At 41.8% G+C, this 16,699-nt stretch carries 14 protein-coding genes; 11 read left to right on the top strand and 3 right to left on the bottom strand.

Annotated elements, in window-relative coordinates; translation table 11 throughout:
* Nucleotides 1–171: 171 nt before the first annotated feature.
* Nucleotides 172–3,462 carry an FN3 associated domain-containing protein gene (locus LCM11_RS11035; protein ID WP_224894290.1) on the top strand — a complete coding sequence of 1,097 codons (3,291 nt, stop codon included), beginning with the start codon at nt 172–174 and terminating at the stop codon, nt 3,460–3,462.
* A gap of 40 nt (nt 3,463–3,502) precedes the next feature.
* On the opposite strand, the gene LCM11_RS11030 is transcribed toward LCM11_RS11035, so the two are convergent.
* Nucleotides 3,503–4,963 (bottom strand): APC family permease, encoded by a 1,461-nt coding sequence (locus LCM11_RS11030; RefSeq protein WP_224894288.1) that lies wholly within the window; start codon nt 4,961–4,963, stop codon nt 3,503–3,505.
* A gap of 538 nt (nt 4,964–5,501) precedes the next feature.
* Here LCM11_RS11030 and LCM11_RS11025 point away from each other — a divergent pair.
* On the top strand, nt 5,502–6,548 hold the full coding sequence (locus LCM11_RS11025) for a glycosyltransferase family 4 protein (protein ID WP_224894287.1): 1,047 nt from the start codon (nt 5,502–5,504) through the stop codon (nt 6,546–6,548).
* Nucleotides 6,549–6,691: 143 nt separating this feature from the next.
* Here LCM11_RS11025 and LCM11_RS11020 read toward each other — a convergent pair whose 3' ends face one another.
* Together LCM11_RS11020 and LCM11_RS11015 are read right to left on the bottom strand one after the other, a co-directional pair.
* Complete coding sequence (locus LCM11_RS11020; protein ID WP_224894286.1) at nt 6,692–7,711, bottom strand: LCP family protein; 1,020 nt, start codon at nt 7,709–7,711, stop codon at nt 6,692–6,694.
* Between the two features lie 8 nt (nt 7,712–7,719).
* Nucleotides 7,720–8,370 (bottom strand): YigZ family protein, encoded by a 651-nt coding sequence (locus LCM11_RS11015; RefSeq protein ID WP_224894284.1) that lies wholly within the window; start codon nt 8,368–8,370, stop codon nt 7,720–7,722.
* A 172-nt stretch (nt 8,371–8,542) separates the two neighbouring features.
* Here LCM11_RS11015 and LCM11_RS11010 point away from each other — a divergent pair, with 172 nt between their 5' ends.
* The 9 genes from LCM11_RS11010 (at nt 8,543) to flgK (ending at nt 16,693) form a co-directional block, all read left to right on the top strand.
* Nucleotides 8,543–9,682, top strand: coding sequence for a sensor histidine kinase (locus LCM11_RS11010; protein ID WP_224894283.1), 1,140 nt, complete (start codon nt 8,543–8,545; stop codon nt 9,680–9,682).
* A 185-nt stretch (nt 9,683–9,867) separates the two neighbouring features.
* Nucleotides 9,868–10,545, top strand: a complete 678-nt coding sequence (locus tag LCM11_RS11005; RefSeq protein ID WP_014644321.1) for a response regulator — start codon at nt 9,868–9,870, stop codon at nt 10,543–10,545.
* Between the two features lie 252 nt (nt 10,546–10,797).
* Nucleotides 10,798–11,643: a DegV family protein gene (locus tag LCM11_RS11000; RefSeq protein WP_224894282.1), complete on the top strand. Its 846-nt coding sequence runs from the start codon at nt 10,798–10,800 to the stop codon at nt 11,641–11,643.
* 59 nt (nt 11,644–11,702) lie between these two features.
* Nucleotides 11,703–13,118, top strand: coding sequence for a DEAD/DEAH box helicase (locus LCM11_RS10995; RefSeq protein WP_224894281.1), 1,416 nt, complete (start codon nt 11,703–11,705; stop codon nt 13,116–13,118).
* On the top strand, nt 13,115–13,777 hold the full coding sequence (locus tag LCM11_RS10990; protein ID WP_224894280.1) for a ComF family protein: 663 nt from the start codon (nt 13,115–13,117) through the stop codon (nt 13,775–13,777). The genes LCM11_RS10995 and LCM11_RS10990 overlap by 4 nt, the downstream gene beginning before the upstream one ends.
* A gap of 75 nt (nt 13,778–13,852) precedes the next feature.
* Nucleotides 13,853–14,353: a TIGR03826 family flagellar region protein gene (locus LCM11_RS10985; RefSeq protein ID WP_224894279.1), complete on the top strand. Its 501-nt coding sequence runs from the start codon at nt 13,853–13,855 to the stop codon at nt 14,351–14,353.
* Nucleotides 14,343–14,609, top strand: a complete 267-nt coding sequence (gene flgM / locus LCM11_RS10980) for a flagellar biosynthesis anti-sigma factor FlgM (protein ID WP_224894278.1) — start codon at nt 14,343–14,345, stop codon at nt 14,607–14,609. Before LCM11_RS10985 ends, flgM begins: the two co-directional genes overlap by 11 nt.
* A 12-nt stretch (nt 14,610–14,621) precedes the next feature.
* On the top strand, nt 14,622–15,116 hold the full coding sequence (locus LCM11_RS10975) for a flagellar protein FlgN (RefSeq protein ID WP_224894277.1): 495 nt from the start codon (nt 14,622–14,624) through the stop codon (nt 15,114–15,116).
* Nucleotides 15,117–15,133: 17 nt separating this feature from the next.
* Entirely contained in the window at nt 15,134–16,693 is a 1,560-nt protein-coding gene (gene flgK, locus LCM11_RS10970; RefSeq protein ID WP_224894276.1) for a flagellar hook-associated protein FlgK, read from the top strand.
* The last annotated feature ends 6 nt before the right edge of the window (nt 16,694–16,699 follow it).

Below are 16,699 nucleotides of genomic sequence, written 5' to 3'. Positions count from 1 at the left end.
CTTCTATCGTCCGACAATGTGTAAATTATTTGTCATAATTAGTTATTTTATCCTGATACATTGGAATTAATTATCTAATTTTACAAAATTACAACATATTTTGGAGGCTGGATATTTTATACTGGAAGAGCATGGGCCAACAAGGCATAAATTACCAGGGAGGCGTTATCAGTGAAAAAAGTAGTTGCTGGATGTTTAGTAACGGTACTGACGTTAAGTTCTACAGCGATTCCGATGTCTGATGTTAAGGCAGCGGAAGCACCTGCAGACTTGTTTATTTCTGAATATGTGGAAGGGTCAAGTTATAATAAAGCACTTGAACTTTATAATGGCACAGGGAGTGCTATTGATTTATCGGGTTATACGCTTGAACTTTATTCCAATGGAGCGGCTGAAGCTTCTCAGACTCAGGAACTTGAAGGCACATTAGCAAGCGGGGAAACGTTCGTCATTGCAGACAGCCAGGCCGCCCAGGATATTTTAGACAGGGCAGACTTAACGGATGGAATTGTGAGCTTTAACGGAAACGATCCACTCGTATTGAAAAAAGACGGAGAAATTATCGATTCATTTGGGCAAGTTGGTAATAATAGCGTTTTTGCTGAAGACGTCACTCTGGTTAGAAAAGCTTCTATAACTACTGGGGACACAGATCCAACGGACAGTTACGATGTCTCAGCCGAGTGGGACAGCTATGCCAAAGATACATTTGATTACTTGGGTTCTTACGAAGTTAATGATACTCCGGACACTCCAGTAGAGACTGTATCTATTTCTGAGGCTCGTCAAAGTGAAAAAGGTTCTACGGTAAGTGTACAGGGAATTGCTACGGCAGCCTTTGTATCTGGCGGACAAACGAACTTATACATACAAGACGAGTCAGCAGGCATCATTGTTCGAGCCCCGGGAATTACCGCACAGGTTGGTGATCAGGTTACAGCTTCAGGAGAACTAGGTGATTATTATGGCATGGAGCAAATTCAAACCTCTTCAGCATCTGTTGAAGTTACAGAAGAGGGGATAGGAGTTCCTGAACCTGAGAAAGTAACAGCACCTCAATTTTCTGATGATCAAGGAGAAGCTATTGAAGGCGAATTCGTAGAAGTAAATAATGTAGAAATCACCGACGTGAATGAATATGGAGATTTCACAGCGCAAGGTGCTGAAGGAACATTCTTAATCACCCCAGAGGATGAGAGTCTTCTTAAGGTTGGTGAGACCTATGAGCAGGTTAAAGGTGTCGTGAACTACAGCTACGATAATTACAAACTTGTTCCTCGTTCGAAATCTGATATCGTACAAGAAGCGTTCGCTGTTACAGCAAATAAAGAATCCGGTTCTGTCATTACAGGAACAGAAATTACTCTCAGCGCCGCTGAGCCAGGTGTGACGATTCATTATACCACGGATGGAAGTGAGCCTACAGCTGAAAGTAAAGAATACACAGAACCGATCACGATTACGGAGGATACTACGATAAAAGCTGCAGCTGTCCGTGAGAATGGAGAAGTTAGCGAGGTTTCTACCTTTACTTATACAGCACTAAAAGCGGCTGACTCCCTTGAAATCCACGATATACAGGGAGCTTCGCATACTTCTCCTTATGAAGGCGAAGTCGTAAAAAATGTCGAAGGTGTCGTAACGAAGCTTGATGGCAGCAAAGGATTTTACATGCAAAGCCTTAACCCAGATGATGACATCGCTACATCTGAAGGGATTTACGTTTACAAGCGCTCTTCTAATGTTGCGGTTGGTGATGTCGTAACGGCGACCGGAGAAGTTACGGAGTGGCGCGAAGATGGATATTCCGATGCAAACGATCTGCTGACTACTCAAATTAGTGCTTCCACTGTGAATGTGAAATCTTCCGGGGCAGATATTCCAGATCCTGTAGTGATTGGAGAAGATCGTGAACAGCCAACAGAAGTTATTGAAAACGATGGATTGGAAACCTTCGATCCGGCAGAAGACGGCATTGATTTCTATGAGAGTCTGGAAGGGATGTTAATTGAACTACCAGATGCAAAAGTATCCGGTCCAGTTAAATATGATGAGCTTCCAGTGTATGTAGAAACGAGTGAAGATCAGTTATTTACCCGTGCAGAGGGGTTGCTTATTTCTCCAGACGACTATAATCCGGAACGTGTGCTCATCGATGTGGACGGAATAGATATTAACGCGAAAACAGGTGATTATTTTGAGCAATCTATCACCGGAGTTGTTAATTACGACTATAGCAACTATAAGATCCGTCCCACTGGAGAATTCCCGGAAATTAAAGACGGTGGCACAGAGCGGGAATCTGCGGATTTGAAAGCTCTTAAGAAAAAAATGACTGTAGCGAGCTACAACGTCGAGAACTTCTCTGCAGATACTTCTCCTGAGAAAGTTGAAAAGATTGCGGAATCTATTATACAAAACCTAAATACACCGGATGTGGTAGGTTTAATTGAAGTTCAAGACAATAACGGCCCGACTGATGATGGCACAGTAGAAGCGAACGAAAGTTACCAAAAATTAATTGATGCTATCGCTGAAGCGGGTGGACCTGAGTATGAGTTCACTGATATTGCTCCCCTGGATAAAACGGACGGCGGGCAGCCGGGAGGAAACATACGCGTCGGATTTATTTACAACCCGGATCGAGTAACACTGACAGACAAGCCAGATGGAGATGCGGTAACCGGCGTAGATGTGAACGAAGATGGTCTCACCTTGAACCCAGGCCGAGTTGATCCCACAAATGATGCCTTTGACGATTCTCGAAAACCATTAGCAGCTGAATTCGAATTTAATGGGGAAAAAGTGGTCGTTGTGGCCAATCATTTTAATTCCAAAGGTGGAGATGATGGACTATTCGGTGCTGATCAGCCAGTCGAGCTGGGCAGCGAAGAACAGCGAATCCAGCAAGCAACTGTAATCAACAACTTTGTTCAGAAAGTTGAAGAGGAGATGGATGATTCTAATGTCGTTGTGCTTGGGGATTTAAATGACTTTCAGTTCTCTGCTCCGATTAATACGCTTGAAGGTGATATTTTAACCAACATGATCGAATCTCTTCCGACTGAAGAGCAGTACACCTATATTTATCAAGGAAATTCTCAAGTTCTCGACCACATTCTCGTGAGCAACAACCTTGCCAAGCAGACGAAAATTCAGACGGTAAATATTAACTCTGACTTCTCAGAAGCTGATGGACGTGCGAGTGACCATGATCCGGTACTAGCTCAAATCATGATTAAAAATAATGGCAATAAAGATAAAGGTCATGATCAAGGTAAAGGAAAGGAAGATAAAAAGGATAAGAAAGATAAGGACAAAGGCCGTGATAATGAAGATCGTAAAGACAAAGATCATGGTGGTAAGAAAGACGAAGACCATGAAAAAGAAGATAAGCACACATGGGTTAAAAGCTGGATCTATAGTATTTGGAACAAATACTTCAGCAGCTATTTTAACTAAATCATAAAAGAAATCCCCGGGTTCTCCCGGGGATTTCTTTTTATACTTCTTCTTTTTCGAGAATGAGATAATTCATTTCTTTTTCTTCAATGTTGTTGTAGCGTTTGTAGTTAAAGATATAGAAAACGATTCCGATTACGATCCAGATACAGAGGGCAATATAAGACTCTTTGCCAAGTGATGCTGGAGACCAAGGTAGAAGGAGTAACGCAAGGAATCCAATGGAGCTCAGCATTCCGATCAAGGAAAGGAACTTCCTGCCGGGAGACACTATATCCGTATTGCTTTTAGCAGGCTGGTTCGAGGACCAACGATAAAATTTATAAGCGGTTGCTGTACAGAAGAAGTAAGCAATGGCTACTCCTGTAGAAGACATATCCACTACCCATAATAAAGCCTGGCGTCCAAACCAAGGAGCAATCAGGCAAATGGCCATTGTGAATAAAATACCTACATAAGGCGTGTGATACTTGGAATGAAGTTTGCGGAACGCATTTGGTAATATGCGAGCACGGCCCATGGCGAAAGTGAGACGGCTTGATGAAATATAAAATCCGTTTAACCCTGTAAATATACCCATGGAAACAGCGATAGCGATAATCAATACTCCAGCACGTCCAAGATAACTTTCAATGGCGTCACCTGTACCCCATACCGATTGTTCTGCATTAATCTGAGCGAGTAGGTCCTGCCAGGGCATAGTACTTGCGGTGATCAGGATCATGGCACTGTAGGCAAGGCCGGCAGCAAGTAAAGACCAAATAATTAAACCAAATGCTTTTTTGGGTTTAAAATCAAATTCTTCGGCTGCCTGAGGGATATTATCGAAACCAACATAAGCAAATGGTGCAAGTGCTAAAATCGTTAGAATGGAAGCAATAGCTGTCTGGTCCGGCTTGAAGGCCGGAGTAATGTTATTGAGGGATGGCCCATCTGTAAATATAGCTCCAAGACCTAACAATGTAATTCCAAGAACTAAAATCATACTAAAAATAAATTGTGTTCTTCCGGAAAAACTGGCACCTCTGATATTTAAAATAGCGAATAAAATAAGGGCGATACTCGCAATCGCAATTTGAATGATCGACACTTCGTAACCAGCGACAACATACAGGTTCCCTGTTCGTACGAACTCTGGAAACAGAAATTTAGCAAGCAGAGCGAGCGCTGAAGCATTTAGAGCAACGATACATAAGTATCCAAGTGTTAAGAACCAGCCTGCTAAGAAGGCGAATGTTCTCCCAAATCCAATGTAAGCATAGGCAAACTCTCCGCCTGTCACTGGAAATTTTTCTATTAAGAAACCATAACTTACTCCGATAATCATCATAAGAACAGCGCCAAGCAGAATTCCGAGCACAACCCCTATAGGACCTGCCTGCCCGATCCAGTCTGTCGGCAGTACAAAAGCTCCCCATCCTATAGCGGAGCCAAATGCAATTGCCCAAACCCAATGAGGTTTTAAGGATCTTTCTAATTTTTTTCTTTCATGTGTGGCCATGTTGTAAGAAATCCTCCTAGTAAAATTGACATGCGTTACCTATTTTATGAATTCTTGAAGCATACTGCAAGGTAAAGCTGTACCTAACCATGTATTTACTTTTGAGGAGCGGCTTAAACCCTAATTTTTATAAAGAAATAGGAAAGATGAATTATTTTTGTATAAGACACCCAGTAGGATACATTTCTATTCGAAATCCTATTGGGTTCGTGGTTACGTATTTAAAAAGTAAGATTCACGAATATTTTACAAATAAATACACGATTGCATTTACTGTCCCAAAAGATATAAATACCGGCATGCGGGGAGTTTTTTAGATTAAATACTTTTGTCAGAAATAGCTTTTTCGTGTTTGAAAATGTTAGGAATAGGCTAACAAATATTTAAAGAAATATGTATATCTGAACGCCGGTTCTTATGCTATAATCATCTAGAATTATTATGAGATAACAGTCACTTATTTATTCTAAAAATATGGAAAAATTATTTCAGCTTATGTTGTTTGGGAGAGGACATACTAAACCTGAGGAGGGTCTTTATGGAGTATAAGGCCTTGTTGTTCTGTTTTATTGCTTCGTTACTAATCACGCCTGTTGTTAAAAAAATTGCTGTTGCTATTGGAGCGACTGATCAGCCGAACCATAGAAAAGTCCATAAAGTGGTTATGCCCAGACTGGGTGGACTGGCCATTTATTTAAGCTTTGCAGGAGGACTATTATTCTTTTTTCCTGAAAGTCGTTATACTTGGCCGGTTTTTATTGGGGCCAGTATCATCATTGCGACCGGGGTTCTGGATGATTTAAAGGAGCTTTCCGCCAAAGTTAAACTTGGGGGGCAAATTGTAGCTGCTATTGTGGTGGTTATGGGAGGTGTACAAGTCGAGTACATTAACCTCCCGTTCGGTGGTGAAATGGAATTTGGATATTTAAGCATACCCATCACCATATTATGGATTGTAGGAATAACCAATGCGATTAACTTAATCGACGGACTCGACGGTCTGGCTGCAGGGGTGTCAGCAATTGCTTTACTGACGATCTCAGGTATGGCAATAACCATGGGAAATGTATTTGTCGTATTTGCAGGATTTATGATGTTAGGAAGTACAATTGGTTTTCTTATCTACAATTTCTATCCAGCCAAAATTTTCATGGGGGACACTGGAGCGTTGTTCCTTGGCTTTATGATCAGCGTGCTTTCACTTCTGGGCTTTAAAAATGTAACTCTATTCTCTTTCATTATTCCAGTAATTATTCTCGGCGTACCCATTTCAGACACGCTGTTTGCCATTGTGCGGAGGGTGATTCAACGAAAGCCGTTGTCAGCCCCTGATAAATCACACCTCCACCACTGTTTGATTAATTTGGGGTACAGTCATCCAGAAACGGTTCTCATGATTTATGCTGTTAGTGCCCTGTTTAGTCTGGCAGCTGTTATCTTTTCACAGGCAACAATGTTTGGTGCTATGTTTGTAATGGCGGCTCTTATTCTGATGATTGAATTAATCGTCGAGATGACAGGTTTGATTGGGAAGGATTATAAACCAATCCTCAATATGATTCGCGATTACCGTACTCGTAGGTAGTTAGAAAACTCTGCGAAGAAGGCATTCCTTCTCCGTAGAGTTTTTTTATCGCTATTCTAAATTTTCGACAGTAACTGAATATTTCCCAGGAAATGTTCAGTCAAAATACAGCAAAAAACCTGCTTAATCGATCAAGCAGGTTTTTACATAGAATTGTCTTCATCCTCGTTTTCTTCAGCGAAGGTATTGGAGTTTTTATTATTTTGGGTCGGTAAATTCAAGTGAGCTTGAAGCTGATTTTTCGCATTGGCCAGGCTTTCTTCTTTTACCTGGTAGTACCAGACTCCATCCACTTTTCCTCCTTCACCATTCAACTGCATTTTATCAAAGGTCATCCCTTGTTTATCAAAGAAATAATCCTTAAATGAAATCATTTCTTCAAATGTTAAATTTGTTTTTAAATTGTCGTTAATGGAGTTGAGAATATCACCGAAGTTATTTAGTGAACTTGTTGTCATCGTTTGACGTGCAATTTCCTGAATTAATTCCATTTGTCGCTCGCCGCGTGCCAAATCGCTGTCATATTTTCTTGTCCTGGCGAGAGCCAGGGCTTCTTCACCATTTAACTTTTGATACCCTTCTTCCAATTCAATAGCTCCGTCTTTGTCGGCGCTATTTTGTTCAGTAATATCAAATGGTACATCATAAGTGATCCCGCCGATAGAGTTAACCACTTCAATAAATGAATTAAAATTAAGTCTCACGTAATAATCTACAGGAATATCAAACATTTTTTCCACAGTTTCTACCGTTGCATCGATCCCGCCAAAGGCATGAGCGTGAGTGATTTTATCTTTATAGCCTATTTCGGGAATATACGTGTAAGAGTCCCTCGGAATACTCACCATTTTTATCGATTTGTTGTTATCGTTAAAAGTTGCAAGGACGAGTGCATCGGATAAAGCATTCCGATTGCCGCCGGAAGATCTTTTTTCACTGTCATCAATTCCTACGAATAATACGGAAATATCATCATATTCAGGATTTACTTCACTTTCTCTTTTTTGGGATTTCTCACCACGATCGAGTTCCTGGTGGGACTCCGTTGCCGTCTCCTTGACTTTATCAGTTAAATAAATGGCATAGCCAGCAGCAGTACCAATGCTGATTAACAGAATAAAGCCCACTATGCTTAAGGCAATTTTTAGTTTTTTGCGTTTCATAAACGGGGTCAAGCTCCTTCGCTAGGTGTGACATCAAATTCTACATAAGATGAATCTCCCCGGGTTAGTTGAGCTTGATTACTGGTTAAATTAGTTATCCAGCTTTCAAAAGCTTCTTCCTGCCCGCTTTCTACATATATTATTAATTCCACATTTTCCATGTAATTAATCGTTTCAAGCGTATAGGAAGAGTTTCGTACTTCATTTTCTACTTTTCCAAGCAGGTGATAAGCTACGCTTACGTGCATAGATTTCATAAGCTGTCGCCTGACAATGCCTGTTTTTTCAATAGCTTGAGATACTGTGCCGGAATATGCGCGAATTAATCCGCCAGCCCCGAGTTTTGTACCTCCAAAGTAGCGCGTAACCACCACAGCCGTATCTTTTAATCCTTTTCGTTTTAATACTTCGAGCATAGGAACACCAGCGGTACCACTTGGTTCCCCGTCATCGTTTGCTTTTTGAATTAAATCATGTTCGCCAATCATATAAGCTGAGCAGTTGTGGTTCGCATCATTATGTTTCTTCTTAATCTCCTGAATAAACGATTGGGCTTCTTCTTCCGTTTCACAGCGTCGTACGTATCCAATGAACCGGGATTTTTGTATGATCACTTCTTCAGATCCATTCGGCTTTACGGTATAATAATTTTCTAACATAATGTGTTAAACCTCCTAAAGACTTAATTATATAGGCGGGGACATGATTCAGCAAATGGCATGTTGTTTTATCAAAAAAAGAAAAAGAAAAGTAACTTTATAATTAAACACCCCCATAAAACGGCTTAGGCCTAACGAATGAGTGTGTGTGAATATTGATGGAGGGACAATGATGAGCGAAAAGAAATTTGGGGATAAAGCACTTGACCATATCATTCATGAAATGGTGGATACTGTCACCAATAGTAAAGATGAAATTTTTCAGATTGGTGAAGAATCCCGAAATGAATATGAAAAACTGGATAAAGAGCTTAAGGAAACGAAACGAGAGGTTTGTTCTCTTATAGATGAGGGAGACAAACTGGAGCAGAAAGTACGTTTCTCCCGCATGCGCTTGTCAGAAGTAAGTAAACAATTCCAGAAATATTCAGAAGATGAAATTCGTAAAGTGTATGAGCAAACGCACGGGTTGCAAATGGATTTATCGATGAAGCGCGAGAAGGAAAAGCAGTTGCGCAATCGTCGTGATGACTTAGAAAGGCGCCTGAGAAACTTGGATGAAACGATTGGACGTGCCGAAGCGTTGGGTGGAAAAATTTCTGTCGTTCTAAACTATTTGACTGAAGATTTTAAACACGTGACCGATGCGCTGGAAGATGCAAAGGAAAAGCAGCAATTCGGTCTTCAGATTATTGAAGCTCAAGAAGAGGAACGGCGGCGGTTATCCAGAGAAATTCATGATGGGCCTGCCCAGATGCTTGCGAATGTGATGCTACGTTCAGACCTAGTGGACCGGATTTACCGGGAAAGAGGCGTAGAGGAAGCTATGAAAGAAATGAGAAGTGTTCGAACCATGGTTCGCTCCGCACTTTACGAAGTCCGTCGTATCATATATGATCTTCGCCCAATGGCTCTTGACGATTTAGGGATAATTCCTACGCTGAAAAAGTATTTAGCTACGGTAGAGGATTATAATGATCTGAAAATAACATTTACGTTATTCGGTGAAGAACGCCGCTTTGAATCTAAATTTGAAGTTGCGTTATTCCGGCTGATTCAGGAAGCGGTTCAGAATGCTGTCAAGCATGCGAGTGCTTCCTTAATCCAGGTAAAGACGGAACTACAAGCCGGTTCGGCCATGATCATCGTAAAAGATGATGGAAAAGGTTTTGATCCTAAATCTAAGAAAGATAATTCATTTGGCTTAGTAGGCATGCGTGAGCGTGTGGATATGCTGGATGGAGATCTAACCATTGATTCAAGCCCCGGAGAGGGGACCATTGTCACGATTCATATTCCAATAAATAGTTAATTACAGGAATAACTATGTAAAATGACGTGAATCGTTTATAATAGAAATTAGGATTAGGGTACAACGATATACAGGTAATTAGAGACAGAAAGAGACAAAAAGAGACAAAAAAAGATTACAAAGACCTATAGGATAGGGATGCTGAAAAAATCCAGTGAATGTAAAGGAAATAGGAGGAAAAGATCATGACGACACGAATAGTCCTGATTGATGACCATAAATTATTCCGTGAAGGTGTAAAGAGAATTTTAGACTTCGAAACAAGCTTTGAAGTTGTGGCAGAGGGTGACGATGGCAGTTCAGCTCTTCAGTTGATTGATGACTATATGCCGGATGTGGTCCTGATGGATATTAACATGCCAAGCATGAATGGTGTCGAAGCTACGGCGGAAATTACTAAGAAATATCCAGACTTAAAGGTCATTATTTTATCTATTCATGATGATGAAAACTACGTAACCCATGCACTTAAAACGGGTGCACAAGGATATTTGCTAAAAGAAATGGATTCAGATGCGCTTATTGAAGCAATTAAAGTAGTTGGGGAAGGCGGCTCTTATCTGCATCCAAAGGTGACTCACAATTTGGTCGCAGAATATCGTCGTCTGTCCGAAAATAAAGGCAGCAGTGCTTATCGTACGATTGAATACCGCAAGCCGCTCCATCTGCTTACCCGTCGTGAATGCGAAGTACTCCAGCTTCTGGCGGATGGAAACAGCAATCGCGGAGTTGCCGAATCCCTTTATATTAGTGAAAAAACCGTAAAAAACCATGTGAGCAATATATTGCAGAAGATGAACGTAAATGATCGTACTCAAGCGGTTGTAACAGCAATTAAGAATGGCTGGGTTGAGGTTATTTAATCGCATTGTCAATATTGAAGCTGCTGGCTCAGGCCGGCAGCTTTTTTCTAATAAGAAATGGTAATAAAAGGGGCCTCGGGTCATCCATATTCTGGGTGACCCGAGCCTTTTTTTACCAGGTTACCTATCAGCTTATTTCTACTTTATTGGTGCAATTAAGTGAGGGTTCATGTAAAATAATAGACAAATACTTTCCCATAGTAAGAGACATATAAAGTTAGAAAATATACAGTGGACAAGGAGTTGGATCACATGAAAACAGCGGTTCTTACAGATAGTACAGCTTATCTTAAGAGAGATACGCGCAGAGCCAACGACATACATATGATACCGTTGAACGTAATTTTTGGTCACGAATCCTATCAGGAAGAAATAGATATAAACGCAGAAGACTTCTACGATATGGTGAAAGAAGGTGGTGAACTGCCGAAAACTTCGCAGCCTTCCACCGGTTTAATGACTAAAAAACTGGAGGAGCTTGCCCGCGATTACGACGCCGTGTTAGCCATTCATCTTTCAAGCGGCATCAGCGGTACTTATCAAGGAATGATAGCAGCTGGTGATATGGTGGAAGGGATCGACGTTCATGTATTTGACTCCGAAATAAGTTGTCTTATGCAGGGTTTTTATGCTCTTGAAGCTGCCGAGCTTGCAAGTAATGGAGAGACCCCGGAGCAAATTCTTAACCGTCTTGAGGTTATGAAACAGTCCATGAAAGCGTACTTTATGGTGGATGATCTTACACATTTACACCGGGGAGGCCGTTTGAACGGAGCTCAGGCGTTTGTAGGCAGCCTTTTGCAAGTAAAACCTGTGCTCCATTTTATAGATACAAAAATTGTTCCTTTTGAAAAAATCCGGACCAGAAAAAAAGCTCTTAAGCGCATTTTAACCTTGTTTGAGGAGTCTATTGAAGAAGGTGGAATGTATAAAGCTTGTATTATTCATGCTAATAGGCTGGATGAAGCCAAACAGATTAGGCAGGAAATTGAACAGCAGTTTAATAATGTAGAGATCGAAGTCAGCTATTTTGGTCCAGTAATCGGCACGCATCTCGGTGAGGGCGCAATCGGTCTTGGCTGGTACCGTCAAGCCTGAAGTGGAGCCTGTTTGTGAGACTCAAGCAGGCTCCACTTTTATATTAGGATGGTGAATGCATGCTTCATACTCTGCGTACTTATTTTTCTTCTGATTTTGATTGGCTCCCCGGTCTAGACACGCCTCACTACTACCCTCAACTTGCCGGTAAACTTCTGCTGCATTGTGAAATCCCTCTTGATGAACCGCATCTCATGACTGCTTTATCACAAAACGTACTAATAAAGGTTCCTGGTCTGGATCACCATTTCTGGGGCTTTCGCTGCCGGAGGTGCGGGAATAAGGAACAGCACCTATTCGCTGAGATTCCTCATGCTATCTGCGGAAAAGACTGTGTTTACTGCCGCTCCTGTATTCAAATGGGACGAGTTATGGAATGTGAATCTTTATACTTCGGCAGTTCAAATGTGTCATGGCCCCGGTTAGAAAATCCATGCGCATGGAAAGGAAAATTAACCTTTTCTCAGCAAAAAGCTGCTGATGAAATAAGAAATGTGATTCAGCTAGGGAAAGGTGAAAAACTAATCTGGGCAGTTTGCGGTGCTGGAAAAACCGAAATGCTCTTCCCCGGACTTACTGAAGCTTTCACTTCTGGAAAGCGGGTGTGTCTTGCCACTCCTCGAACTGACGTCGTACGAGAATTGCTGCCACGTCTGAAATCTGCTTTTCCGAACGTTGAGATGGAAGCATTGTATGGAGATAGTCCGAATAAAAAAGGAGCTGCACAGTTTCTTATTGCAACCACCCATCAGCTTCTTCGTTTTGCCCATGCTTTTGATGTGATGATTATTGATGAAATTGACGCTTTTCCATTTCATCAGGATCCTGCGCTCCACTACGCTTCAAAGCGTGCTGCCAAAACAGAATCCTCTCTTATTTACCTTACCGCGACCCCTAGAAAAGCTCAGCATAAACGTATTCGGAACAAAACCCTTCCAGTGGTTTTCATCCCCACTCGTTTTCATGGTCATCCACTGCCTGTCCCCCAACTGAAATTGACCCCGAATCTATTTCACCATTTGAAACGCGGAAAGATTCCTCCAAGTTTACTTGAAAAAATTAAACAGCAACAACAATCCCATCGCCAGCTGCTTATTTTTATGCCATCAGTTAAACAGGCTGATCAGATAGCTGAATATCTAAGGAAGTGGAAGATGGTGGTCGAATCCGTACATGCGGAAGATCCAAAGCGGGCTGACAAAGTCATGGCTTTTCGAAAGAAGCACTATCCGATTCTGGTTACGACGACTATTTTAGAACGTGGGGTTACTTTTCCCTCAGTGGATGTATATGTTGTGGACGCGGGTCATTCAGTGTTTGATGAAGCTGCACTCGTTCAGATTGCAGGTCGGGCGGGGAGAAGTCCCGACGATCCTTATGGAGACGTTATCTTTTTTCATACGGGAAAAACAAATCCCCTGTTGGATGCTCGTGAATCCATTATGAAAATGAATCGATTGGGTGAGAAGTTGTGAGGTGTCTAATTTGTCACGAGGAGATCATCCCTAAAATAACGTGGGCCAATTTTTGGAATGTACCGGAAAAAGAAATACTTTGCATCGTCTGTGAGTCTCAGTTTCAACCTCTTAAACCAGGCTGCGTCCTCTGTTTTCGAGAAGGTGAGAATGGTGTATGTGAAGACTGTCAATGGTGGGAGAGGAATCATCCTGGCCTGCTAGCTAAAAATACCTCGGTTTTCCAATACAATGAATTTGCCAAAGATTTCGTAGCCCGCTGGAAGTATCGAGGCGATTATATTTTATTGGAAGCATTGCAATGGCATGTTGTGGAACATTTTAGTAGAATGAGGAATTCAGACTGCATTATTGCTCCCATTCCATTAAGTGAAGAACGTTTTTCAGAGCGTGGCTTTAACCAGTCTGAAGCCATCATTTGTTTACTTAATCGAAGGTCCCAATCTTTATTCGAAAGAAGAAATTCAGAAAAGCAGTCAAAAAAAGGAAGGTACGCGCGTATTACGTCTAATAATCCTTTTAAACTGACCCATCCTGTTCATCAGCCCGTTATACTTGTGGACGATATTTACACCACAGGAACCACCGTGAGGCATGCGGCATCACTCTTAAAACAAGCTGGATGTCCAGCCGTGACTTCGTTTACTATTTTTCGTTAATTATTTTGTTAAGAACCTTTGACTTCGAGATTCGAAGCCGATATAAGAAATAGATATCGAATAGGAGGCGGCGTAATGGGGAGTTTAGCTAATTGTCCGCGTTGTAGTGCCCTTTTTTTAGCAGGAACTGTCGCAATTTGTAATCAATGCAGAAATCAAGAAGAACAAAATTATCAAAAGGTTTATGCATTTATGCGCAAAAAGCAGAATCGGATGGCAGCAGTTAAAGAAATTGAAGTCGCTACGGGGGTTTCTGAAAAGCAGATCAGGGAATTCGTAAAACAAAAGCGATTACATCCAGCTCAGTTTCCGAATATTAGTTACCTATGTGAGAAGTGCGAAAGACCTATTCAGGACGGTCGTATTTGCGAAAGATGTAAGATGGAAATAACAAAGGCATTGAAGCGCCACGAAAGCAATAAGGAGCTTGAAAGCAAAAAAAGGGGAAAGAAAACAGGACTTATTACTCGGTGGAAAATAAATAATAAGATGGATTTAAATGCTGAATCATTCAGACGATATTATAAGAAACCGTCGTTACTATTTACGAAAAGAGGTGATCCGAATGAGAATTAATGGACCGAACCAATCAAATTTTAACCCTTATACAAAGCAGGTAAACAAATCGGCTGAAGTGAAAAATCACATCAAGCCCCAGGATAAAGTCGAAATTTCGAGTCAGGCGAAACAAATGCAAAGTGCGGAAAAAACAGATCCAGTCCGCCAAAAGATGATTGAAGAGCTTAAAATAAAAGTCGAGTCCGGAAATTATCAGGCCGATCCGAAAGAAACGGCGAAAAAAATGCTGAACTTCTGGTCTAACAAAAACTAAAGGAGAATGGCATTGACGTTAAAATCTGTCATCCAGTGCATGGATCAATTGAAGCAAGTGCATGAAAGCCTGCTTGTTTTATCTCGGAAAAAAACAGAAGCCCTGAAATCCAATGACACCAGTGGTTTACAGCAACTGCTTACTCAGGAGAGGAAACACGTGCAGGCCATAAATAAAGTGGAAAAGCAGCGTGTTGAAGCTGTTGTTTCCTGGTGTGAGGCTCAGGGCCTCTCTACATATGAACCAACCATTTCCCGCATAATTGCTAACTTAGAAGGAGACGCTCAGTCAAAGCTTGAGGCCATTTATGAAGAAATGTTACTTGTGCTTTCAAACCTTAAACAGCAGGAGCAGCTGAACGCTCAGCTGACGAAGCAGTCGCTGCAGTTTATTAACATGTCGCTTGATATGCTTCAGCCCTCACTTGAAAGTGTCAATTATGGAGGGAAATCAGCTTCTTCAAAAAACAATAAATCGAAGCGATCCACCTTTGATTCAAAAGCCTAACACAGAGGAGAATTATCATGGTATCTACTTTCCATGGACTTGAAGTAGCTAAACGAGGGCTATTCACTCAACAGTCCGCTCTTTATACCACTGGTCATAACATATCGAACGCGAATACAGAAGGTTATACGCGGCAGCGTGTTAATTTTGAACAAACCGGGCCCTATCCAACTGCGTCCAGAAATCGCTCAGAAATTCCTGGTCAGATGGGGACGGGAGTGCAGGCTCAAAGTATTGAACGTGTCCGCACTCAATTCTTAGATGATCAGTATCGTGGAGAAAGTAATCGTTCCGGCTACTATAGTGTAATGGCAAACTCCATGGAACGTATGGAAGAAGTAATGAATGAACCTTCTGATAATGGCTTAGCTAAAACTATGGATCGTTTCTGGCAGTCGCTGCAGGATCTGTCGGTTAATCCCGAAGACTCAGGAGCCCGTTCAGTAGTCAGACAGCGCGGGAAGGCTGTAGCGGAGACATTCAATTACTTATCCAATACGATCCATACGATGCAGCTTGATGTGAAAAATGAGGTAAGTGTCACTACGAAGGAGATCAATTCTCTGGCTTCTCAGATTAATAATGTAAATAAACAGATTGCTGAACTGGAGCCACATGGTTATGTAGCGAATGATCTATACGATGAACGCGACCGGCTCATCGACCAGCTTTCAGAACACGTTAATATAGAGGTGTCCTATGAAGAACCTCCTTCCTCTGCGAGTCCTTTAGCAATGGGGAAAGCATCAATTACCTTAATGAACGGAAGCGGGCAGCCAATTTCCCCGGCTTCGCAACTGCTCGATGGCGTGACAAACTCGATTAATCAATTGTCCGTTACTTACACGACTGACGATACAGACCTGGCTCAGTCTATTAAAGTAGGCTCGACGTCTTATGCCCCGGAGAAATTTGCTTCACCGGGCAAGCTTAAAGGTTTGATTGAAGCAGGAGGATATAAGGATGAGTCAGGAGACCAACGGGGCATCTATCAAGGAATGCTGGGAGATCTTGATCAGATGGCCACGGCTTTTGCAACTGAATTTAATGCCATTCAAACGAGTGGAGCCAGTCTAAATTCGATTAAGACGGGGAATACGCCCCCGGCGTTCTTTTCTTTAGGATCAACCGCGGTGAATGCACAAGGTATCCGTGAAGGATTAGCAGGGGCAATTGATTTGACGGACGAAATAAAAAAGGATAACGATCATATTGCAGCAGCCAGCAGTTCGGAACCGCTGGCCGGAAATGGAGATAATGCGCTCGCTCTTGGATACGTACAGGATAATAACCTTCAACTGCTAGGCGGTGATACGTCATTAAACAGTTTTTATGAATCCATGATTGGAGGCATGGCTGTAGAGACTCAGGAAATTCAACGGATGGCGGGAAATTCCGGTACGCTGAAGCAATCCGTTGAGGAACAGCGTCAGTCAGTCAGTTCAGTCTCTTTGGATGAGGAAATGACGAATATGGTAAAGTTTCAACATGCATATAACGCAGCAGCCCGGAATATTACCGTTGTAGATGAGATGATTGACCGTGTTATTAATCAAATGGGACGAGTAGGAAGGTAGGGATGA

It is taken from the genome of Halobacillus halophilus (assembly GCF_020171985.1).
GTDB lineage: Bacteria > Bacillota > Bacilli > Bacillales > Halobacillaceae > Halobacillus > Halobacillus halophilus_A.
The sequence above is the reverse complement of the archived record's forward strand: the minus strand, read 5'-3'. Positions and strand labels throughout refer to the sequence as shown.